The sequence below is a fragment of the Streptomyces sp. URMC 126 genome (assembly GCF_051386555.1).
Classification (GTDB): Bacteria; Actinomycetota; Actinomycetes; order Streptomycetales; family Streptomycetaceae; genus Streptomyces.
On sequence record NZ_JBPQTX010000032.1, the window covers coordinates 17,107 to 37,033 of the forward strand.

Here is a 19,927-nt window from a genome sequence, read left to right on the forward strand (position 1 = left end):
GATTCAGCGATTCAGCCGCTCAAGGTGGAGGTGTCCCGGCGGCGGCGCGCACGCTCGGGCGCATGTCCTACTCCACCACCGCGCCTCCGCTGCGACGTTGGGCCGCACTCGCTGTGCTGCTGGTCGCCGAGGCCATGAACCTCCTCGACGCCACCATCATGACCGTCGCCGGCCCTGTGATCCGCGCTGGTTTGGGCGGTCCGGCCTCCAGCATCCAGTGGTTCAGTGCCGCGTACACCTTGCCCTTCGCCGCCTTTCTGATCACCGGGGGGCGGCTGGGTGACATCGTCGGCCGGCGGCGGATGTTCCGCGTCGGCATGGCCGGCTTCGTCCTGGCCTCACTGGGGTGCGCGCTCGCACCGTCCACGGCGGCGTTGATCGCCCTGCGGGCGGTGCAGGGCGCCGCGGCCGCACTGATCATCCCGCAGACCATCGGCATGATCCGCGCCATGTTCACCGGCCCCGCACTGGCCCGGGCCATGGGCACCATCGGGCCGGTCATGGGGCTCGCCGCGGTGACCGGCCCGATGGTCGGCGGCGCGCTGACCCAAGCGGATGTGCTGGGTTCCTCCTGGCGCGCGGTCTTCCTCGTCAACGTCCCCCTCGGCGCCGCTGTGCTGGCGGCCACGCCGCTGCTGCACGAGGACCGTGCCGCGCTTCGACCGCGGCTGGACCACGTCGGCACGGCGCTGGCGGTCCTGGGCAGCGGCCTGCTGGTCTATCCGCTGATCCAGGGCGGCGCACAGGGCCGGCCAGGCTGGTCGTGGGCCATGCTCGCCGCCGGCGGCGCGGTGCTGGCGGGCTTCGCCGCACATCAACGTCGGCGGGCCTGCGGAGGCCACAGCCCGCTCATCGAGCCGGGCCTGTTCGTCGACCGCGGCTTCACCGCCGCGCTGGTGTCCAGCGTGCTGTTCTTTTCCGTGGTGGGCGGCCTGATGCTGGTGGCCGTGCTGCAGATGCAGCTGGGCCTGCGCCGCGACGTCCTCTCGGCCGGCTTCACGCTGCTGCCGTGGTCGGCGACGATGGCGCTGTCGTCCTGGGTCGCCGGCGCCTGGCTCGTACCCCGCTACGGGGCCCGGGTCATGAGCGTCGGCCTGCTGGCCCTGCTCGCCGGAGTCGTATCGGCCGCCGCTGTGTATGCCACCAGCTCGCCCGCCTCCTACCCGTGGCCGCTGCTGCCCGCGCTGGCCGTGGCCGGGATCGGTCAGGGCCTGTACGCCGTGCCGTTCTTCACCACCGCCCTGCACCGAGTGCGCCCACACGAGACGGGTTCCGCCGCCGGCCTGCTCAACGCGGTGCAGCAACTCGGCGGCACTCTCGGCGTCGCCCTGCTCGGCAGCCTCTTCTTCCATGCCGCCGCGCCCAGCGATCCCACCCCGGCCGCCGCCGCGCTCACCGGCGCCCGCGACGCCTTCTGCCTCGCCGCCGCGCTCATCCTCGCCACCGCGGTGACCACGGCCATGATGCTCCCGCGGCGGCGCCCATCGCCCACGGGCCCGGGTGAGCCGTTCGATCCCGAAGCGACGGCCAGGTGACAGCTCTGGAGCGGAGGGCGGTCAGCCCATCGGGGCTCTTGATTGAGACCTGAGCTCGCTGAGGCAGGTCAGCCGTGCGGGCGGGTATGGCCTTGCCGTAAGGGAGGTGCCGATATATCGTTGAGATATCGCGAACGATCGACGTACTGGAGGAGCGATATGCGGTATCCCCATGGAAGCGAGCACCCCGGCTTCGGTCGGCGTGGTGGTGAGCCTGGTGGGCGGCGGGCTTTCGGGCCGTTTGGGCCCTTTGGGCCGCAGTTCGGTGGGCCGCCGTTCGGTGGGCGGGGGCGTAGTGGTCCGGGAGGCCGGGCCCGGCGTGGTGATGTGCGGGCTTCGATCCTGGCGCTGCTGAAGGACCGGCCGATGCACGGCTACGAGATGATCCGCGAGATCACGGAGCGCAGCGGCGGTGTGTGGCGGCCCAGCCCCGGGTCCGTGTACCCCACCCTGCAGTTGCTGGAGGACGAGGGGCTGATCAGCAGCGCGAGCCAGGGTGGCAAGAAGCTGTTCGCGCTCACCGACGCCGGCCGCGCGGAGGCCGACGCCGGTTCCCCGGCCCCCTGGGAGCAGGTCGCGGGCGGTGCCGAGCGGGAGACCGCGCAGGAGATCCGGCAGGCCGGCTTCGCGTTGATGGAGGCGTTCGGGCAGGTCTGGCGCACCGGCAGCGCGGAGCAGCGGGAGGAGGCGCTGGCCGTCGTCAACGAGACGCGCCGGAAGCTGTATCTGATCCTCGCCGAGAGCGACTGACGCGCCGTCGGTTCACCGGGGGCCGCCTGGGCGTCTCCTCCTCGAGGAGGAGCGCGCGGGCGTACGCGCCCAACCGGAGGGGGACGCGCGAATGCTTCCGGCCGGGGATGCCTTCGCGCGCCCGGAACTGATGGGGTGGGAGGGTGCAAAGCCGTACACCTGACACCGGCGGGGCGGACGCGGCGCCGCTGAGCGCCGAGGTGGCCGCGGCGGTCGCGGGTGCCCGCAGGCGCGTCCAGCGGGACGGTGACCGGCAGATCGACACCGCACACCTGCTGCATTCCCTGCTGGAGTCGGATCCCCGGACCCGGCTCGCGCTGCCCGGCGGCCCGGACCGGCTCGTGCGGCTGTTCGGCTACCTCGTACAGCGCAGCATCGGCTATGGCCTGCGCTGGCGCGGCTCCGTCGAGGATTCCCGGGCGCTGCCGCTGCTGCCGGAGGGCGGTGTGCCCGGCTGGTCGCCCGCCGCCGCCACCGCCATGGGCGAGGCGTACGCCCAGGCCGCCGCCCGCGGTCCCGGCCCGGTCGAGGGGCTCGACCTGCTGGCGGCGCTCGCCCTGGACCCCGGCTGCCGGGCCGTCGAAGTGCTGCGCCGCGCCGGGATCGACGCCGAACGGCTGCGCTCCCGGCCGGTCTCCGGCCGCTGGGCCAGGAGTCACACCGGTGACGGTCCTGTCGGAGCCTGACATGATGCGTCGATGCCGAAGGAACTGCTGTCCGGCGGAAGGGGGACGGGGCTCGGCCTCGCCCTGGTCTCCGCACTCGCGTTCGGCGGCTCGGGGGTCGCGGCCAAGCCGCTGATCGAGGCCGGCCTCGACCCGCTGCACGTCGTCTGGCTGCGGGCCGCCGGCGCGGCCCTGGTGCTGCTGCCCGTCGCGTGGCGGCACCGCGCCCTGGTGACGCGCCGTCCCGCGCTGCTCGCGGGTTTCGGCCTGCTGGCCGTCGCCGGCGTTCAGGCCTGCTACTTCGCGGCCATCTCGCGGATCCCGGTCGGGGTGGCCCTGCTCGTCGAGTACCTGGCCCCCGCACTGGTGCTGGGCTGGGTGCGGTTCGTGCGCGGGCGGGCGGTGTCGCGGGCCGCCGCGGCCGGCGTGGTGCCGGCGATCGTCGGGCTGGCCTGTGTGGTCGAGGTGTGGTCCGGGCTGCGCTTCGACGCGCTGGGACTGCTGCTCGCCCTGGGCGGGGCCGTCTGCCAGGTCGGCTACTTCGTCCTGTCCGATCACGGCGGCGACGGCGCCGAGGCCGCCGACCCCGTGGGCGTCATCGCCTACGGCTTCCTCATCGGCGCGCTCCTTCTGACGGCGGTGGCGCGGCCCTGGAGCATGGACGTTCGCGTGCTCGCCGGCGGTGCGGCACTGCGGGGCGGCGACGTCCCGGCCGTCGTCCTGCTGGCCTGGCTGGTGCTGGTCGCCACCGTGGCCGCCTACCTCACCGGGGTGGTGTCCGTGCGCCTGCTGTCCCCGCAGGTGGCGGGGGTCGTGGCCTGTCTGGAGGCGGTCGTCGCCACCGTGCTCGCCTGGGTGCTGCTCGGCGAGCGCCTGTCCGTTCCGCAGCTCGTGGGCGGTGTCCTCGTACTGCTCGGCGCCTTCGTCGCCCAGCGCTCGGCGCCTCGGGACACCGGGGGAGTACGGGCGGGGGGTGAGAGGGCCGCCGGGCTCCTGGAGGCGGGTGCTCCGGGCGCGGACATGCCGGGAGGAAGCGGGCCTGATGGGGGTATCCGTGGCGCGGAGGGCGAAGGCCGGGCCGGCGGGAGGGAGTTGTCCGGCGGTTCGTCGCGGTCCTAATATGTGATCATGCCTACGAGTGCTGTTCTTCCGCCTCCCGCCGCCTGACGCGGGCGGCTTCTTCCTCACCCGATCACCTTCGGGAGCTCCCGGACGTCCGACGCGGTGTCTTTCCGCGTGCGCTCCTCCGGGACGCCGGCCCGGTGCGCCCTGCGGCGCGCCCGGGTGCCGATCGCTGCCCGCCACGAAGACCACGCGACCTTTCATGTCTTCCGCGGGAGAACAGTCATGTCCGACACCTCTGTGTCGTCCCCTTCCTCTGGTTCCTTTGGTTCCTCTGGCACCTCTGCTGCCTCGGTTCCGTCCGCTTCCCGTGCGCGCTCCGGTGCCGCGCGGGTCCCGTCCGCCGGGCGCGGGCTGCTCTACGTCACCTTCACGGCCCTCACCTGGGGCACCACCGGCGCCACCGCGACCCTGGCGATCGACAGCAGTGGCCTCGACCCGGTCGCGCTGACCTTCTGGCGCTGCGCCGGCGGCTTCGCGCTGCTCCTGGCCGTACGGTTCCTGGTGCCCTCGCGGCGCGCGGCCGGGCGGGCGCGGCCGGCCGGTCCGCGTCGGCGGCGGGTGACGGCCGCCCTGGTCAACGGGGTCGGGCTCACCGTGTTCAACGCGGCCTTCTTCGCGTCGGTGGACGCGACGGGTACGGCGGTCGGCACCGTCGTCACCCTGGGCGCCGCGCCCGTACTGGCGGCGCTCGGCGGCCGGCTGCTGATGGGTGAACGGCTCGGCGCGGGCGGCCGGCTCGCCGTCGCCGGGGCGCTCGCCGGGCTGGCCGTACTGGTGCTCGGCGGCGGCTCGGCCACCGTACGGCCCGCCGGGGTGGCGCTCGCCCTGCTGTCGGCGGCGGGGTACGCGCTGTTCGCCGTCCACACGCGCCACCTCGGCCGGGAGGGCCGGGCGACGGACCCCTTCACCACGACCCTGACCTCGTTCGGCGTCTGCACCGTGCTGCTGCTGCCGTTCGCGGTGGCGGGCGGTGTGCTGCCGAGCGCCCATGGCCTGGGGCGCACACTGCTGCTGATGGCCTACCTGGTGACCGTGCCGACGGCGCTGGCCTACGCGCTGTTCTTCACCGGGCTGCAGGCGGTGCGCGCCACCACGGCCACGGTGATCACCCTGCTGGAGCCGGTCACCGCCGCCGTCATCGCGGTGACGGTGCTGGGGGAGCGGCTGACGGCCGCGACCGTCCTGGGCACGGTGGTGCTGATGGCCGCGGTGGCCGGGCTGGCCCTGGTGGAGACGCGGGGCGCGGCCCGGCCCGCCCGGCCCGAGGCGGCCCGCGGAACGGAGGCCGCCGCGGCCGCCGGGCGGCCGCTCAGCGGGGCGTGAGGTAGTCCGGGAGCGGGATGCCGGGGGCGAGGTCGTCCGCCGGGACCGGCGTCCCGCGCACGGTGGTCACGGGGACGACGCCCGTCCAGTACGGGAGGGAGAGGTCCTCCGGATCGTCGCCCGGGCCGCCGGCGCGGACCTTGGCGGAGACCTCCGCGAGGTCGACGCGCAGCACCGCCGTGGCGGCCAGCTCCTTCGGCGAGGCCGGCCGGGAGTCCGCCGCCCGGCCGGGCACCGCCTGGTCCACCAGCGCGTCGAGCGCGGTGGTCAGCTCCTCGGGGTCGGTCACCCGGCGGGCGGTGCCGTGCACCACGACGCTGCGGTAGTTGACGGAGTGGTTGAAGGCGCTGCGGGCCAGCACGAGGCCGTCGAAGTGGGTGACGGTGACGCAGACGGGTATGCCCTCCTCGGCCTCACCCGCGGCGCGCAGCGGGGCGGAGCCGGTGGAGCCGTGCACGTACAGCCGCTCGCCGACGCGGCCGTACAGCGTGGGCAGGACGACCGGGGCGCCGTCGCGGACGAAGCCGAGATGGCACAGGCAGCCGTCGTCGAGGATGGCGTGGACCAGCTCGCGGTCGTAGGAGGCGCGGTCGCGGTAGCGGGTGGGCGTGGTGCGGGCGGTGCGCTCGTACGTCCCGCCGGGGGACGGGGCCGGGGAAGACATTGCGGACTCCATTGCACTAGTGCATACTCGGCTTTGTGCTAGAAGAGTATCGGATCACGGGCCGCCGCGCAGCGGAGATCTCGGAGAGTGTGGAGCGTGCCGTCGGGGACGGCCGCCTGCCGCCGGGGGAACTGCTGCCACCGCTGCGGGAGTTGGCCGTCGAGCTGGGGGTCAACCACAACACGGTGGCGGCCGCCTACCGGATCCTGCGCGACCGCGGGGTCATCGAGACGGCCGGCCGGCGCGGCACCCGGGTGCGGCCTCGCCCGGCCAGCACGCCCCGCGAACTCATCGCGGTGGACGTGCCGGACGGGGCGTGCGACGCGGCGACGGGAAACCCCGACCCCGCGCTGCTGCCCCCGCTCGGCCCGGCGCTCGCGGCGGCGGCCGAGCGCTCCGCCCGGGCGCCGGTGCTGTACGGCGACGCGCCGGTCGACACCGAGCTGGAGCGGATGGCGCGCGCCGCCTTCGCCGCGGACGGGGTGCCGGACGGGCCGGTGGCGGTGGTCTCCGGGGCTCTCGACGGGCTGGAGCGGGTGCTGGCGGCCCATCTGCGCCCGGGCGACGCCGTCGCGGTCGAGGATCCGGGCTGGGGCAGCCTCCTCGACCTCGTCCCCGCGCTCGGCCTGCGGCCCGTCCCGGTCGCGGTGGACGACGACGGCCCGGACCCGCGGGCCGTCGCCCGCGCCCTGGACGGCGGCGCCCGGGCCCTGATCGTCACCAGTCGGGCGCAGAACCCCACCGGCGCCCTCGTCGGCGCGGAGCGCGCCCGCGAGCTGCGGGCCGTCCTCGCCGCCCACCCCGGGGTGCTGCTCGTCGAGGACGATCACGGCCACGGCATCGTCGACGCGCCCCCGCGCCCGCTCGGCGGGGCCACCGAGCACTGGGCGTTCATCCGGTCCGTCGCCAAGGCCTACGGCCCCGACCTGCGGCTCGCCGTCCTCACCGGCGACAGCGTGACCGTGGACCGGGTACGCGGCCGCCAGCGCCTCGGGCCCGGCTGGGTGAGTCACGTCCTCCAGGACGCGGTGCTCCACCTGTGGCGCACCGGGGCCGTCGATCCGGTGGCGACGGCCGCCGCGTACGGGCGTCGGCGCGACGCGCTCGTCCGTGCCCTGCGGGAGCGGGGGCTGGCGGCGCGCGGGCGCAGCGGGATGAACGTCTGGCTGCCCGTGCCGGACGAGACGGGGGTCGTGGCCCGGCTGCTGCGCGCCGGCTACGCGGTGGCGCCCGGCGCCCGCTTCCGGCTCGCCTCGCCGCCCGGGGTGCGGATCACGGTGTCGGCCCTGGGCCCCGAGGACGTGGAGCCGGTCGCGGACGCGCTGGCGTCGGCGACCGGCCCGGCCCCGGCGGGGCGGTACGGCTGAGGCGCGGTCTACGGGGGTGATGGCGGTACCGGGGGTTCGGGTGGGGTGAGTTACAGGTGTGCGAGTTATGGGGGTGGTGGGTTCGGGCGTGGTGCGTTACGGGCGGGGTGTGGCCTTCTCCCGGGGGCCGGTCCGCGGGTGTCGTACGCCGTCCGCGGCGGCTTCCCGGGCGCCGCGCGGTTCTCGAACCGGCTCGGCATCGCGGCTCCGGGCGCCCCGGGCCTGCGTCAGCGCCGCGCCGGCCAGCACGATCAGCGCGCCGACCGGCATGTTCCAGGTCAGGTCCTCGCCGAGCAGGGTGGCGCCGGCCGCCGTGGCCACCACGGGGATGAAGTAGGTGCTCAACGCCGCCGTGGTGGGGCCGACCTCGGCCACCAGCCCGTACTGGACGAGCATGGCGAGCCCGGTGCCCAGCGCCCCCAGCGCGGCGACCGCCAGCAGCGACACAGGGTGGAAGGCGGACGGCAGCGGAGCGGCCAGCGGGGCGACGACGGCCAGTTGGGCGGTGCCGACCAGCAACTGGCCGGTGGACAGGGACAGGTGGGAGTCGCCCGTGCCGGACAGCATGCGCCGTACGTAGATCCAGCCGACCGCGTAACTGGCCGACGCCGTCAGCGCCATGGCCGTGCCCCACGGGTCCTGCCCGGAGAATCCGTTCCAGGCGCCGAGCACAACGAGCACCCCCGCGAAGCCGAGGACGAGCCCCGCGAACCGGCGCCGGGTCGGCCGGTCCTCCGCCAGTGCCACCAGCGAGAGCACCATGCCCCACAGGGGCGTGGTGGCGTTGCAGATCCCCGCCAGGGAGGACGGGATGCGCAGTTCCGAGTAGGCGAACAGGGAGAACGGCAGGGCGTTGAGCAGGAACGCCGCCACCGTCAGGTGTGCCCAGGTGCGTACCGAGCGCGGCAGCCGTTGCCGCTTGACCAGCAGGGCCGTGGCAAGCACCGCCGTGCCGAACAGCATGCGGCCCAGGGAGACGAAGAGCGGGGCGTATCCGTCGGTCCCCAGCCGGATGAAGAGGAAGCTGAAGCCCCAGACGAGGGCCAGCGCGCCGAACCGGACGCGCCAGTCGACGGCGGAGAGGACGGAACCACGGGAAGGGGAGGGTGAGGGCGCCGGAGGCGCCCCGGTGGTGCGTGCGGCGTCGGCCGGGGTGACGGCCGAGGTGACGGGCGGACGGGAGGTGACGGGGCTCATGCGGCTCAAGATGGCCGACCGGACCTCGTAGAACAAGCAAATTAACGTACGTGTGTTCGCGTAGTATCGCTGCAATGTTGAATCTGGAGCGTCTGCGCACGCTCGACGCCGTCGCCCGCTGCGGATCCGTCAGCGCCGCCGCCGCGGAGCTGCATGTGACGACCTCGGCCGTCTCCCAGCAACTGGCCAAGCTGGAACGTGAGACCGGCGAACGGCTGCTGGCCCGGCAGGGGCGCGGCATCCGCCTCACCGACGCCGGACGGCTGCTCGCCTCCCATGCCGCGGGGATCCTGGCGCGGGTCGCGCTCGCCCGGTCGGACCTGGAGGCGCAGCGCGGCCGGGCCGTCGGCCGGCTGCTGCTCGGCGCCTTCCCGACCGCCGTCCGCGGAGTGCTGCCCGCCGCCCTCGTCAGGCTCCGCGCGGACCACCCGCAACTCACCGTCGGCGTCGTGGAGATGCGCCCGGAAGAGGCCGTCCGGCGGGTCGACCGCGGTGACCTCGACGTCGCCGTCCTCCTCGACTGGACCAACCGGCCGGTGACCCTGCCCGCCGGCCTGTCCAAGGCCGCGATCCTGGACGACCCCGTGGACGTCGCGGTGCCCGCCGGGCACCCGCTCGCCGACCGCCGGGACGTCGTTCTCGAGGACTTCGCCGACGACGAGTGGGTCTCCTGGCCCGAGGGCGAGTTCTGCCACGACTGGCTGCTGGGCACCCTGCGGGCGCAGGGCGTCGAACCCCGTATCTCGCACATGGCCGACGAGCACCACACCCAGCTCGTCCTCGTCGCCGCCGGCCTCGGCGTCGTCGTCTCCCCACGCCTGGGCCGCGGACCGGTCCCCGACGGGGTGCGCCTGCTTCCGGTGCGGCACGTCATGTACCGGCACGTCTTCGCCGTCTGGCGCGCCGACGAGGGTGCGCGCCCGTCCGTCCGGGCCACGGTCGACGCACTGTGCGCGGCCGGCCGCGAGCTCACCGGGCGGGCGCGGCCCGAAGCGCCCGGAGAGTGACCGGGGGGTGACCTCAGGCGGTGCCGCGTCGGGTGCGCCGGGCCGGGCGGCGTTACTTCCCCAGCTTCTTCGCCATCCTGGCCCGCCGGGCGAACATCTTCTCCTTGGAGTCCTCCATCTCGCGGAGCGCCGACTTCCGTTCCCGCTGGGACAGTCGGTCGAGGTAGAGGTGGCCGTGCAGGTGGTCCGTCTCGTGTTGCAGGCACCGGGCGAAGTACCCCCTGCCCTCGATCACCAGGGGATTGCCGTCCTTGTCCATGCCCCGCACGACGGCGCGGTCGGGGCGTGGCACCATCCGGTAGGGGCCGGGGACGGACAGGCAGCCTTCGGACTCCTCGATGAGGATCCGCTCCTCGGCCGGGATCTCGTCCAGCACCGGGTTGGCGATGTGCCCGACGTGGCGTACTCCCCACTCGTCCGTGATGTCCCACACGAACAACTGGAGGTCCACACCGATCTGGTTGGCGGCGAGGCCCGCGCCCTCCGCCACCTGGTTCGTGGCGAACATGTCGTCGATCAGCCGTGAGAGCTCCGGCGTGCCGAACTCGGTGACCGGCCGGCACCGTCGGTGCAGGACGTCCTCCCCGACGACGGTGATGCGGTGCACCGCGCCCCGCTCGACCTCGGGAGCGTATTCCGGGAACGAGTCCACGGGCTCTCCCTGCACGCGGACGCGGATGTCCTGCGACGTGTCACCGGACCGAACAGCCATGAGTTTCCGTGCCTTTCGCATGTGCGTGAGCCGGCCGGGAGCGGCGTCCCGGCCGGCTGTGGCTCAGCCTGACCGAATGCTTTCCAAAGTATCACTCTTTGCAAAGCAGTTGGTGACGGTTTGTCAACTCGGTTCGGTCTGCGTGCTCGGAGGTGCGGGCGTGCGGCTTCGGTCGTCACGCTCGGTTACTATGCTCACTACGTGCCGTGCGGCCGGAAGCGGGGGAGCGTCCTCCATTCGCGGACCGTTCGGCGGAAGAACACGGGAGCGGAAGAACTCGGGAGTGGACCATGGACCGCAAGGCAGAAGAGTCGCGGGGCCGGCGATAGTGCTCCCCGAAGTCACCGCCACCCGCTACGTCACCCCTCTACGCGAGGGCGGGTCACTGCCCGGCATCGTCGAGGCCGACGATCTCGGCACCTACGTCGTCAAGTTCACCGGGGCGGGCCAGGGCCGCAAGACCCTCGTGGCCGAGGTGATCTGCGGGCAGCTCGCGCGTGCGCTCGGGCTGCGAGTTCCCGAACTTGTGGGTGTCCGGATCGATCCGGTGATCGGCCGGGGCGAGCCGGACCAGGAGGTGCAGGCGCTGCTGCGGTCCAGCGGCGGCCTCAACCTGGGGATGGACTACCTCCCCGGCGCCCTCGGCTTCGACCCGCTCGCTTTCGAGACCGACGCCGCCGAGGCCGGGCGCGTGGTGTGGTTCGACGCCCTCGTGGGCAACGTCGACCGCTCCTGGCGCAACCCCAACCTGCTCGTCTGGCACGGCGCCCTCTGGCTGATCGACCACGGCGCCACCATGATCTGGCACCACAACTGGCCGACCGCCGGCGCCGCCGCCGGCAAGGCGTACGACGCCTCGGACCACGTCCTGGCCACCTTCGACCCCGATCTCGCCGCCGCGACGGCCGAACTCGCCCCGCTCGTCACCGAGGACCTGCTGACCCGGGTCGTCGCCGACGTCCCCGACGCCTGGCTGGCGGACGAACCGGGCTTCGACGGGCCGGACGCGGTGCGCCGCGCCTACGTCGAGGTGCTGCTCGCCCGGGCGGCCGGCGTAGGCGACCGGATCACGCTCGGCGAACGCAGTGCCGACAAGCCCTCGCAGGCGCCCGAGTGGGTACGGGTCAGGCTGGACAACAGGAAGGCCGGGAAGTGACGGACCGTATGCAGGACGCCAAGGAGCGGGACGTCTTCGAGTACGCGCTGCTGCGGGTCGTGCCCCGCGTCGAGCGCGGGGAGCGGATCAACGCCGGCGTCGTCGTCTACTGCCAGGCGCGGTCGTTCGTCGAGGCCCGCGTCCACCTGGACGAGGACCGGCTGCTGGCGCTCGATCCCGCCGCGGACGTCGCCGGGGTGCGGGCCGCGCTCCGCGCCGTCGAAGGCGTCTGCGCGGGCGGCGATCGCGCCGGGCAGGCCGCTTGTGACGACGCCGGCCGCCGCTTCCGCTGGCTGATCGCGCCGCGCAGCACCGTCGTCCAGCCGGGTCCGGTGCACACCGGGCTGACGCTCGACCCGAGCGGGGAACCGGAACGCCTGCTCGACCTGCTGGTCCGCTGAGCCGCGGGGCGAGGCGGCAGGGCGTTGACAGCGGGTGGCGGGGCTTCTAGCGTCTGATCGGCCGAAGCTACTGAGCGGTTGCTCACCCGCCGTCCGAGGGGCCGCCCGGCCCGCTCCCACCGGCCGGGTGCGCCGCCCGAGGTGAGGAGTGTCCCCATGTTGACCACCGAACGGCGGGTGGCCGTCGTCACGGGCGCGGCCCGTGGCATCGGCGCCGCGACGGCCCTGCGCCTCGCGGTCGAGGGCCGCGCGGTCGCCGTCCTCGACCTCGACGAGGCGGCCTGCGCGGACACCGTCGAACAGATCACCCGCGCCGGCGGCGAGGCCCTCGCCGTCGGCTGCGACGTCTCCGACGCCGAGCAGGTGTCGGCCGCCGTCGCCCGGGTGGCCGCCGAGCTCGGCGCGCCCACGGTGCTCGTCAACAACGCCGGGGTGCTCCGCGACAACCTGCTGTTCAAGATGAGCGAGTCCGACTGGGACACGGTCATGAACGTGCACCTGCGGGGCGCGTTCCTGATGTCCCGCGCCTGCCAGAAGCACATGGTCGACGCCGGCTGGGGCCGGATCGTCAACCTCTCCAGCAGCTCGGCCCTCGGCAACCGCGGCCAGGCCAACTACTCGGCCGCCAAGGCGGGTCTGCAGGGCCTCACCAAGACGCTCGCCAAGGAGCTCGGCAAGTTCGGCGTCACCGTCAACGCCGTCGCCCCCGGGTTCATCGCCACCGACATGACGGCCGCCACCGCCGCCCGGATCGGCATCGGCTTCGAGGACCTCCAGGCCGCGGCGGCCGGCGAGATCCCCGTGGGACGGGTGGGGCAGCCGGCGGACGTCGCCCACGCCATCGCCTTCTTCGCCGGCGAGGACGCCGGTTTCGTCTCCGGCCAGGTGCTGTACGTGGCCGGCGGGCCGCTCGACTGAACGGGGACGCGCAGCCATGACCACCCAGGACACCGAACCCCCCGCCGAGGGGAAGGTCACCCTCGTCACCGGCGCGAGCCGGGGCATCGGCTACGCCATCGCCGAGGCCCTCGTCGCCCGGGGCGACCGCGTCGTCGTCACCGGCCGGGACGCGACCGCCCTCGCGGAGGCCGTCGAACGGCTGGGCGCGGACCGGGCGCTCGGCGTGCCCGGCAAGGCCCACGACGAGGCCCACCAGGCCGCCGCCGTCGAACGGGCCATGGAGACCTACGGCCGCGTCGACCACCTCGTCAACAACGCCGGGACCAACCCGGTGTTCGGCCCGATCACCGAGACCGACCTCGGCGTCGCCCGCAAGGTCTTCGAGACCAACGTCGTCTCCGCCCTCGGCTTCGCCCAGCAGACGTGGCGGGCGTGGCAGAAGGAGAACGGCGGGGCGATCGTCAACATCGGTTCCATCGCCGGACTCTCCGCGTCCCCCTTCGTCGGCGCCTACGGCATGAGCAAGGCCGCCATGACCAACCTCACCCTCCAGCTCGCCCACGAGATGGCGCCCGGCGTCCGCGTCAACACCGTCGCCCCCGCCGTGGTGAAGACGAAGTTCGCCGCCGCCCTCTACGAGGGGCGCGAGGAGGAGGCCACGGCCCCCTACCCGCTCGGCCGGCTCGGCGCCCCGGAGGACGTGGCGGGCGCGGTGGCGTTCCTGCTGTCCGACGCCGCGGCCTGGATCACCGGACAGACGCTCGTCCTCGACGGCGGCCGCTTCCTCAACGCCGCGGTCTGAGCGGGCACGAGCGCGGGCGGGCCGGGGTCCGTACGGACCCCGGCCCGCCCGCGCGACGGCCGTTGTCAGTGGTCACCGGTAAGTTCTCGGACGAGATCCGAAGTCCCCGGATCGCGATCGAGAACCGACCCCGGAGGTTGCTGAAGTGACGGTCACCGACGTACTGCCCGAGTCCTGGCGCGCAGTCCTCGGCGAGGAGCTGGAGAAGCCCTACTTCAAGGAGCTGACCGACTTCGTCGAGGAGGAGCGGGCGAAGGCGCCGGTGTACCCGCCGCGCGGCGAGGTCTTCGCCGCCCTGGAGGCCACCCCGTACGACCGCGTCAAGGTCCTCATCCTGGGCCAGGACCCCTACCACGGCGCCGGCCAGGGCCACGGGCTCTGCTTCTCCGTGCGCCCCGGCGTCAAGACGCCGCCCTCCCTGCGCAACATCTACAAGGAGATGCGCGACGAGCTGGGCTACGACGTCCCCGACAACGGCTACCTCATGCCCTGGGCCGAGCAGGGCGTCCTGCTGCTCAACGCGGTGCTGACGGTCCGCGGCGGGGAGCCCAACTCCCACAAGGGCAAGGGCTGGGAGAAGTTCACCGACGCCGTCATCCGCGCCGTCGTCTCCCGCCCCGACCCGGCGGTCTTCGTGCTGTGGGGCAACTACGCGCAGAAGAAGCTCCCGTTGATCGACGAGTCGCGGCACGCCGTCGTCAAGGGCGCCCACCCCTCGCCCCTGTCGGCGAAGCGCTTCTTCGGCAGCCGCCCCTTCACGCAGATCAACGAGGCCGTCGCGGCCCAGGGCCATGAGCCGATCGACTGGCGCATCCCGGACCTGGAGGTGTGAGCGGTCTTCGCGGCGCGGCGGGGGCGGGCTTCCGTTCGGGCTCTCGGTCCGGGCCTCCGGGCCGGACTTCCGGCCGGAGGCCCGGACCGGGGTGGTGCTCCTCACGCGCCGGCCGTGACCAGTTCCCGCATCGCCTCGACGGTCTCGGCCACGTTCTCGTCCAGGATGTCCCGGTACGGGGCGAGGAGCCGCGGCAGCGCGTCGCCCAGGAACCCGCGCGCGGCCACCTCCCGGCGTTCGCGGACCCGGTCCGCCGGGAAGACCCCGGCCCGGTCCGCCAGCGACCAGAAGTGGAGCAGCCCGTACCAGACGAACGACGCCTGGAGGAACGGCCGGACGGGCAGCGGCCGCCCGGTCCAGGGGGAGGCGATGGCCGGTGTCGTGTCGAAGAGCCGGTCGTCGCGCGCCCAGGTGTCCCGCAGTTCGAGCATGTACAGCAGCCCGTGGATCGACTCGTGCACCAGCCCCTCGGCGACCAGCACCTCGTCCACGGCCGGCGCCTGCGGGTTGCCCAGCACCGACCGTCCGACGTACTGGCCGCAGGAGCCGGACGAGAAGACCGGCTCGGCGTCGTCCCGGAGGAGGACCAGCACCTTGGTGAAGCGCTCGGTGAACGCCAGCACCTCGCCGCTCACCGCGCCGATGCCGTCGACGGCGGCCGTCACCTTGGCCAGTGCCTCCCGCCGCTCCCGCCCGGCCAGCGGAGTGTGGCGTTCCCGCGCGGTGAAGCCGGCACCCTGGACGTCGATGCCGAGGGCGTAGGGGCTGTCGAGGTCGAGCGCCGCGACGCCGCGTACCGACGGTCCCCGCACCGGCTCGCCGCCGGCCCGGACGTGGGCGTCGCCCAGCGCCGTCCACAACGGTCCCGGCACGTCCCGCCCGGCGCCGTCCAGGGCCGACTCGGCGCACGAGGAGCGGATCAGGAACTCCGCCGTGTCCCCGTCGGTGCCGACGGTGCCCGGCCACAGCAGGCGCCGGGTGGTCTCGGGCGCGAGCAGCACCCGCGGCAGCGCGCGCTCATCGAGCCGCGCCAGGCGGGCGACCACCTCCGCCTCCCGCCGGGGGTCCGTCTCCCGCAGCCGGGCCAGCAGCCGGCCCAGCCGCTCGCCGACCAGTTCCTCGTACTCCGCGTGGGCCCGGCCGGTGACGTCCTCGGCGCCGCCCCAACGCAGGACGCGGGGCACTTCCCTGATCAGCGGCATGCTTCCTCTTCCTTCCGGCTTTTCCGGTGCGGTCCCCCGGATCCCCCGAAACCTCCCGGCCCCCCGGGCGGGGCGGGGCCCAGGGGCGCGAGGCCCTCGCGTACCGTCCCGGCGATGTGTCCGATGGCGTGGCGCAGGTCGGCGCAGTGGACGCTCGGGTTGGCGAACCTCCGCTCGGGGGACCAGCGGTGGGGCATGTACCCCCCGCCGCAGATCTCGTACACCGGGCACGCCCGGCAGTCGTCCGGGAGGAGCTCCTGGTTGCGCAGGCCCAGCCGGTAGAGGGCGGTGCCGCGGAGGTCCTCGACCGTGTGGCGCGCGACCCCCAGGGACGTGCGGGTCATGCCGTCGCCGCAGCTCCGGAGCGCGTCCAGGGGCTCCAGCGTGCCGTCCGTCTCGATCACCACGTCGGTCACCGGGTGGGCGCCCAGCGAGTCGATGCCCGACGCCCCGCCCAGCACCAGCTGGACGACCGACTCGAACCACCGGATCCGTACGTCCGGGTCGGCGTGCGCGTACCACGCGTCGAACAGGTCGGCGTAGTACGTGCCGAGCGCGCCGGGTTCCCAGGGCGGGAGGTCCCGGTAGTGGTGGTCGGGCCAGAGGAAGTCCATCTTCCGGACGCCCAGTCGGAGGAGGTGGCGGAAGACCACGGGCCCCGGGATCCGCGGGTCGGCCACGACCAGCACGCCCCAGGGCGGCGAGGCGTCGCCGCCGGCCGCGAGCAGGCCGATGGCCTCGCGCACCCGCCGGTGGCTGCCCCGGCCCGCGTGGTCGGGGCGGCGGAGGTCGTTCCAGGCGGCGGGGCCGTCGAGGCTCACCCCGATCTGCACACCGTGGCGCGCGAACAGCGCGATCCACTCCGCGTCGAGCAGGGTGCCGTTCGTCTGGACGGTGGGCCAGAGCCGCACCGCCCCGGCGTGCTCGGCGGTCAGTTCCGCCACGTCGTCCAGGAACCGGGCCATCCACGCTTTCCCGACCAGCAGCGGCTCGCCGCCGTGGAGGGCGACCACCGCCTCCCGCAGGCCGTGGCGCACGGCGTACTCGACGATCCGGCGCAGCGCGGCCCGGGCGACGTCCGGAGACATGACCCGGGGGCGGGTCCGGTGGCTGGTGTCACCTTTGTTGTAGATGTAGCAGTAGGTGCAGTTCAGGTTGCACCGGGACGCGATCTTGAGGATGTAGGACGCGGACGGCGGACCGCCCGCGTCGCCGTCCCGCAGGCGGCTCATCGACACCGCTTCACATGTCCTGCGGGTATTCCGACCAGCTCCTGCTGAAGATCAGCCGGTTGTAGCCCGCGACGACCGGGGGCCGTTTGGCGTCGGATCGGGTGCGCAGCGCGGTCTTCAGGATCGGGTGCAGGTCGGCGACGGCGCCGAGCACGTCGGTGTCCCCCAGGGGGACCCGGATCTCGATCTGCTGCTGCTTCTCGGCGGGACTCGACATGGATTCCTCCGGAGGGGACGGCGCGCGGCGGTGGGGGAGCCTGGCCGCTCGTGCGGTACGCGCGGAAACAGGTGGAATTGCCGGGATTTACGGGGATGCGCCTGCGACGCTATGCGTGCCACCTGGCCCCCGCAACCGGGGCGCACCCGCCCGGGCGCCCCGGAGCCGGAGACGTCAGCCGGCGGAGTGCTCGAAGCGGTAGGGGACGGCCTTGAGCCCGTGTTCCGCCGTGTACGAGCCGGCGCCCGTGAGGCCGGTCAGTTCGTCGCTGCCCGAGCCGGGGACCACCTCGAACGAGCAGCGCACCGTGCCGCGTTCGTCGAAGGTGCCCGTCTCGCGCACCGCGAAGCCGCCCTTCCGGCCCGCGACCGAGCCGTCGAACAGCTGGTAGCCGGAGAAGGTGCCGGTCCCGTTCGGGGCGTAGGCGATGGTGTAGGCGCAGCGGGTGTCCGCCGCCTCGATGACGCCGGTGTACGTATTGCGGACGGTCGCCCGGGCGAGGCGGGTGCCGCCGTCGGTCCGGCCGAGCTCGTGCTCGTCCCAGGCGAGGAAGGTGAACGTGGAGCCGGTGTGCGTGGTCATGCGGTGGTTCCTCCGGGATCGGGGCGCCCGTGCGGTCCGGGCGGTTCCCGCACAGCTTCCCGGCCGTACCTGACACCTCCTGGCAGGTTGGTGAGCGAAGGGCGGCCGGCGTCCCGTCGTCGGCCCCGGCACAGGCGATCACGGCCGGAAACCCGGTGGTGCCCGGCGACCGGGTCGCCCATGCTGATGCGCACACGACAAGCCGAGATCCCGGACGGGGCGGGCGGAGGAGGACATTCGTGGTGAACGTTGCGCGGGGGCGCCGTACGGCGGCGCGGTGGTGGTCGGTCGTCGCGGCCGGGTGCCTCGGGCTCGGCGCGGTGGCGGCGGCACCGGCGGGGGCGGCGGACGGCGGGGACTCCCGGGCCGGGACGGCGCCGGCGGCGACCGCCGGCGTACGGGCGGAACCCGTCGAGGCGGGCGTCCCCTACTACCTGGTGGCCACCCGGTTCGACCGCGGGCTCACCTTCCGGCGGGAGAGCGGCGGCGACGCCGTGCGGTTCACCGACCGCGCCGGGCAGTACGGCAAGGCCGTCGTCTTCGAGAAACGGAGCGACGCCCCGTACGGCGAGGGCTACGTCATCAAAATGCAACGCCCGGGCGGCGCCACCGCGTTCTGCCACCAGTACGGGCGCGTCCTCCTCATGGAGGAGCAAGCGTGCCGGAACTTCCCCTGGACCCCCGAGCCCCAGGGCGACTCCCTGCTGTTCAGGACCCGGTGGGACGGGGACCGCCTGTACCTCGCGGCGGCGGCCTCCGTCGACAAGGACGGCGCGCTGTACACCAAGGGCCGCTACGGCGGCCAGAACGACCGGCAGTTCGTCGAGTTCAAGGCGGCCCGGGCCCGGTAGGCCGGCCCGCCGGGCCCGCCCCTTGGGAGTTCCCTCCCGTCAGGGGCGGGAACGGCCGGTGGGACGATGCGGGGATGCGCGCCGACCGTCTTCTCTCGCTGCTCCTCCTGCTGCAGAACCGGGGGCGGATGACCGCTCCCGAGCTGGCGGCGGAGCTGGAGGTCTCGGTCCGTACCGTCTACCGGGACGTCGAGGCGCTCGGTGCCTCCGGGGTTCCCGTCGTCGCCGAACGGGGGCCGGCGGGCGGCTACCGGCTGGTCGACGGGTACCGGACCCGGCTCACCGGGCTCACCGAGGACGAGGCCGGGTCGCTCGCCCTGACCACCGTGCCCGGGGCCGCGGCCGAACTCGGCCTCGGGGCCGAGCTCGCCGCGGCACGGCTCAAGCTGGAGGCCGCCCTTCCGGCCGGCGCGGGGGAGCGGGCGCGGCGCGTCGCCGAGCGCTTCCACCTGGACGCGCCGGGCTGGTTCCGCGACGCCGAACCCGTGCCGCACCTCGCGGCCGTCGCCGACGCCGTGTGGCGGCAGCGCGCCCTGCGCGTGCACTACCGGCGCTGGAAGGGCGAAGTGCGCCGGGAACTGCACCCGTTGGGGCTCGTCCTCAAGGGTGGTATCTGGTACCTGGTCGCCCGCTCCGGCCCGGACGTCCGTACCTACCGGGTCTCCCGCGTGCTCGCCGTCGAGCCGCTGCCCGGCCGTTTCGAGCGTCCGCCCGGCTTCGACCTGGCCGCCGCCTGGGCGGAGACCTCCCGCCGGCTGGAGGAGACGCTCCATCGAGGCGAGGCCCTGCTGCGGGTGTCGCCGGGCGTCCTGCGGCTGCTGCCCGTGAAGTTCGGCGCGGCCGGCGCGCGGGCCGTGGCGGCGGCCGGGCCTCCGGACGCGGAGGGCTGGACGGAGGTCACGCTCCCGGTCGAGACCCTGCCCGTCGCGGTCTGCGACCTGCTCGGCCTCGGCGCGGAGGCCGAGGTGCTGGGGCCGCCCGAACTGCGGGCGGCGGTCGCCGCGGCGGCGTCGGCGCTCGCCGCCCGGTACGGCGCCGGGTGAGCCGGGGCGCGCCCGGCGCGGTGACCGCCGGTGAGGCGAGGGGAGTGGCCGGGGCGTGCGGACGCCGGGCGGAGGTGTCGGGCGGGGGCATCGGGCGCGGGCGGCGGTCCGGCCGCCACTGGCCGGAGGCGCCGGTCGTCCGGCCGCCGTCCGGGCGGCAGGGCCGGGCCGCGTGGGTCGCGTGACCGTTCCCGGACCCGCCGGGGCCACGTCACCGTCCCGCCGCCTCACCCCCCGTACACCTGCCGGCAGATGCGGGACGCGTCACTGCCCGGCTGCCAGCGGCCGTACCGTTCACCCATCGCGCACATGCCCGTCCGGGCCCGTGGCGGAGGCGCGGGGGCGGGCTGCCGCTCGGGGGCTG

General features: G+C 74.3%; 21 protein-coding genes. 14 read left to right on the forward strand and 7 right to left on the reverse strand.

The features are described 5' to 3' along the window. Nucleotides 1-62: 62 nt before the first annotated feature. The 5 genes from ACSNOK_RS06565 to ACSNOK_RS06585 all read left to right on the forward strand — a co-directional run bounded on the left by ACSNOK_RS06565 (nucleotide 63) and on the right by ACSNOK_RS06585 (nucleotide 5,398). Complete coding sequence (locus ACSNOK_RS06565) at nucleotides 63-1,535, forward strand: MFS transporter (RefSeq protein WP_436779620.1); 1,473 nt, start codon at nucleotides 63-65, stop codon at nucleotides 1,533-1,535. 159 nt (nucleotides 1,536-1,694) lie between these two features. After that, the gene (locus tag ACSNOK_RS06570) at nucleotides 1,695-2,285 is read left to right on the forward strand and encodes a PadR family transcriptional regulator (RefSeq protein WP_436779621.1); all 591 of its coding nucleotides are present in this window, start codon (nucleotides 1,695-1,697) and stop codon (nucleotides 2,283-2,285) included. 143 nt (nucleotides 2,286-2,428) lie between these two features. Next, nucleotides 2,429-2,971, forward strand: coding sequence for a Clp protease N-terminal domain-containing protein (locus tag ACSNOK_RS06575; protein WP_436779622.1), 543 nt, complete (start codon nucleotides 2,429-2,431; stop codon nucleotides 2,969-2,971). Between the two features lie 12 nt (nucleotides 2,972-2,983). Further along, nucleotides 2,984-4,069 (forward strand): EamA family transporter, encoded by a 1,086-nt coding sequence (locus ACSNOK_RS06580; RefSeq protein ID WP_436779623.1) that lies wholly within the window; start codon nucleotides 2,984-2,986, stop codon nucleotides 4,067-4,069. Nucleotides 4,070-4,297: 228 nt separating this feature from the next. Next, nucleotides 4,298-5,398 carry a DMT family transporter gene (locus ACSNOK_RS06585; protein ID WP_436779624.1) on the forward strand — a complete coding sequence of 367 codons (1,101 nt, stop codon included), beginning with the start codon at nucleotides 4,298-4,300 and terminating at the stop codon, nucleotides 5,396-5,398. Here ACSNOK_RS06585 and ACSNOK_RS06590 read toward each other — a convergent pair. Further along, nucleotides 5,385-6,062, reverse strand: coding sequence for a pyridoxamine 5'-phosphate oxidase family protein (locus ACSNOK_RS06590; protein ID WP_436779625.1), 678 nt, complete (start codon nucleotides 6,060-6,062; stop codon nucleotides 5,385-5,387). The genes ACSNOK_RS06585 and ACSNOK_RS06590 overlap by 14 nt on opposite strands. Nucleotides 6,063-6,097: 35 nt before the next feature. Here ACSNOK_RS06590 and ACSNOK_RS06595 point away from each other — a divergent pair, with 35 nt between their 5' ends. Next, nucleotides 6,098-7,429, forward strand: coding sequence for an aminotransferase class I/II-fold pyridoxal phosphate-dependent enzyme (locus ACSNOK_RS06595; RefSeq protein WP_436779626.1), 1,332 nt, complete (start codon nucleotides 6,098-6,100; stop codon nucleotides 7,427-7,429). Nucleotides 7,430-7,525: 96 nt separating this feature from the next. On the opposite strand, the gene ACSNOK_RS06600 is transcribed toward ACSNOK_RS06595, so the two are convergent. Further along, the gene (locus tag ACSNOK_RS06600) at nucleotides 7,526-8,626 is read right to left on the reverse strand and encodes a DMT family transporter (RefSeq protein ID WP_436779627.1); all 1,101 of its coding nucleotides are present in this window, start codon (nucleotides 8,624-8,626) and stop codon (nucleotides 7,526-7,528) included. Between the two features lie 74 nt (nucleotides 8,627-8,700). On the opposite strand from ACSNOK_RS06600, the gene ACSNOK_RS06605 reads away from it, so the two are divergent. Further along, nucleotides 8,701-9,633, forward strand: coding sequence for a LysR family transcriptional regulator (locus tag ACSNOK_RS06605; RefSeq protein WP_436779628.1), 933 nt, complete (start codon nucleotides 8,701-8,703; stop codon nucleotides 9,631-9,633). A gap of 52 nt (nucleotides 9,634-9,685) precedes the next feature. Here the strand turns inward: ACSNOK_RS06605 and def are convergent, their stop codons facing one another. Then, nucleotides 9,686-10,345, reverse strand: a complete 660-nt coding sequence (gene def, locus ACSNOK_RS06610) for a peptide deformylase (RefSeq protein ID WP_436779629.1) — start codon at nucleotides 10,343-10,345, stop codon at nucleotides 9,686-9,688. Between the two features lie 328 nt (nucleotides 10,346-10,673). Between def and ACSNOK_RS06615 the strand changes: the two genes are divergently transcribed. The 5 genes from ACSNOK_RS06615 (at nucleotide 10,674) to ACSNOK_RS06635 (ending at nucleotide 14,436) form a co-directional block, all read left to right on the forward strand. Beyond that, a complete protein-coding gene (locus tag ACSNOK_RS06615) occupies nucleotides 10,674-11,501 on the forward strand; it encodes a HipA family kinase (RefSeq protein WP_436779630.1) in 828 nt (275 codons plus the stop codon). Nucleotides 11,502-11,509: 8 nt separating this feature from the next. Further along, complete coding sequence (locus ACSNOK_RS06620; protein WP_436779639.1) at nucleotides 11,510-11,902, forward strand: DUF3037 domain-containing protein; 393 nt, start codon at nucleotides 11,510-11,512, stop codon at nucleotides 11,900-11,902. Nucleotides 11,903-12,058: 156 nt separating this feature from the next. Then, nucleotides 12,059-12,820 (forward strand): 3-oxoacyl-ACP reductase FabG, encoded by a 762-nt coding sequence (fabG, locus tag ACSNOK_RS06625; protein WP_436779631.1) that lies wholly within the window; start codon nucleotides 12,059-12,061, stop codon nucleotides 12,818-12,820. 16 nt (nucleotides 12,821-12,836) lie between these two features. Then, entirely contained in the window at nucleotides 12,837-13,604 is a 768-nt protein-coding gene (locus ACSNOK_RS06630) for an SDR family oxidoreductase (RefSeq protein WP_436779632.1), read from the forward strand. Between the two features lie 145 nt (nucleotides 13,605-13,749). After that, a complete protein-coding gene (locus ACSNOK_RS06635; protein ID WP_436779633.1) occupies nucleotides 13,750-14,436 on the forward strand; it encodes a uracil-DNA glycosylase in 687 nt (228 codons plus the stop codon). Between the two features lie 101 nt (nucleotides 14,437-14,537). Here ACSNOK_RS06635 and ACSNOK_RS06640 read toward each other — a convergent pair whose 3' ends face one another. The 4 genes from ACSNOK_RS06640 to ACSNOK_RS06655 all read right to left on the reverse strand — a co-directional run bounded on the left by ACSNOK_RS06640 (nucleotide 14,538) and on the right by ACSNOK_RS06655 (nucleotide 17,669). Next, complete coding sequence (locus ACSNOK_RS06640) at nucleotides 14,538-15,638, reverse strand: aKG-HExxH-type peptide beta-hydroxylase (protein WP_436779634.1); 1,101 nt, start codon at nucleotides 15,636-15,638, stop codon at nucleotides 14,538-14,540. Then, nucleotides 15,629-16,870 carry a radical SAM protein gene (locus tag ACSNOK_RS06645; protein ID WP_436779640.1) on the reverse strand — a complete coding sequence of 414 codons (1,242 nt, stop codon included), beginning with the start codon at nucleotides 16,868-16,870 and terminating at the stop codon, nucleotides 15,629-15,631. The genes ACSNOK_RS06640 and ACSNOK_RS06645 overlap by 10 nt, the downstream gene beginning before the upstream one ends. A 10-nt stretch (nucleotides 16,871-16,880) precedes the next feature. Next, complete coding sequence (locus tag ACSNOK_RS06650; RefSeq protein WP_436779635.1) at nucleotides 16,881-17,087, reverse strand: hypothetical protein; 207 nt, start codon at nucleotides 17,085-17,087, stop codon at nucleotides 16,881-16,883. Nucleotides 17,088-17,261: 174 nt separating this feature from the next. Beyond that, nucleotides 17,262-17,669 carry a DUF3224 domain-containing protein gene (locus ACSNOK_RS06655; RefSeq protein WP_436779636.1) on the reverse strand — a complete coding sequence of 136 codons (408 nt, stop codon included), beginning with the start codon at nucleotides 17,667-17,669 and terminating at the stop codon, nucleotides 17,262-17,264. A gap of 239 nt (nucleotides 17,670-17,908) precedes the next feature. On the opposite strand from ACSNOK_RS06655, the gene ACSNOK_RS06660 reads away from it, so the two are divergent. Together ACSNOK_RS06660 and ACSNOK_RS06665 are read left to right on the forward strand one after the other, a co-directional pair. After that, the gene (locus ACSNOK_RS06660) at nucleotides 17,909-18,520 is read left to right on the forward strand and encodes a hypothetical protein (protein WP_436779637.1); all 612 of its coding nucleotides are present in this window, start codon (nucleotides 17,909-17,911) and stop codon (nucleotides 18,518-18,520) included. Nucleotides 18,521-18,594: 74 nt separating this feature from the next. Then, the gene (locus ACSNOK_RS06665) at nucleotides 18,595-19,563 is read left to right on the forward strand and encodes a helix-turn-helix transcriptional regulator (protein ID WP_436779638.1); all 969 of its coding nucleotides are present in this window, start codon (nucleotides 18,595-18,597) and stop codon (nucleotides 19,561-19,563) included. The last annotated feature ends 364 nt before the right edge of the window (nucleotides 19,564-19,927 follow it).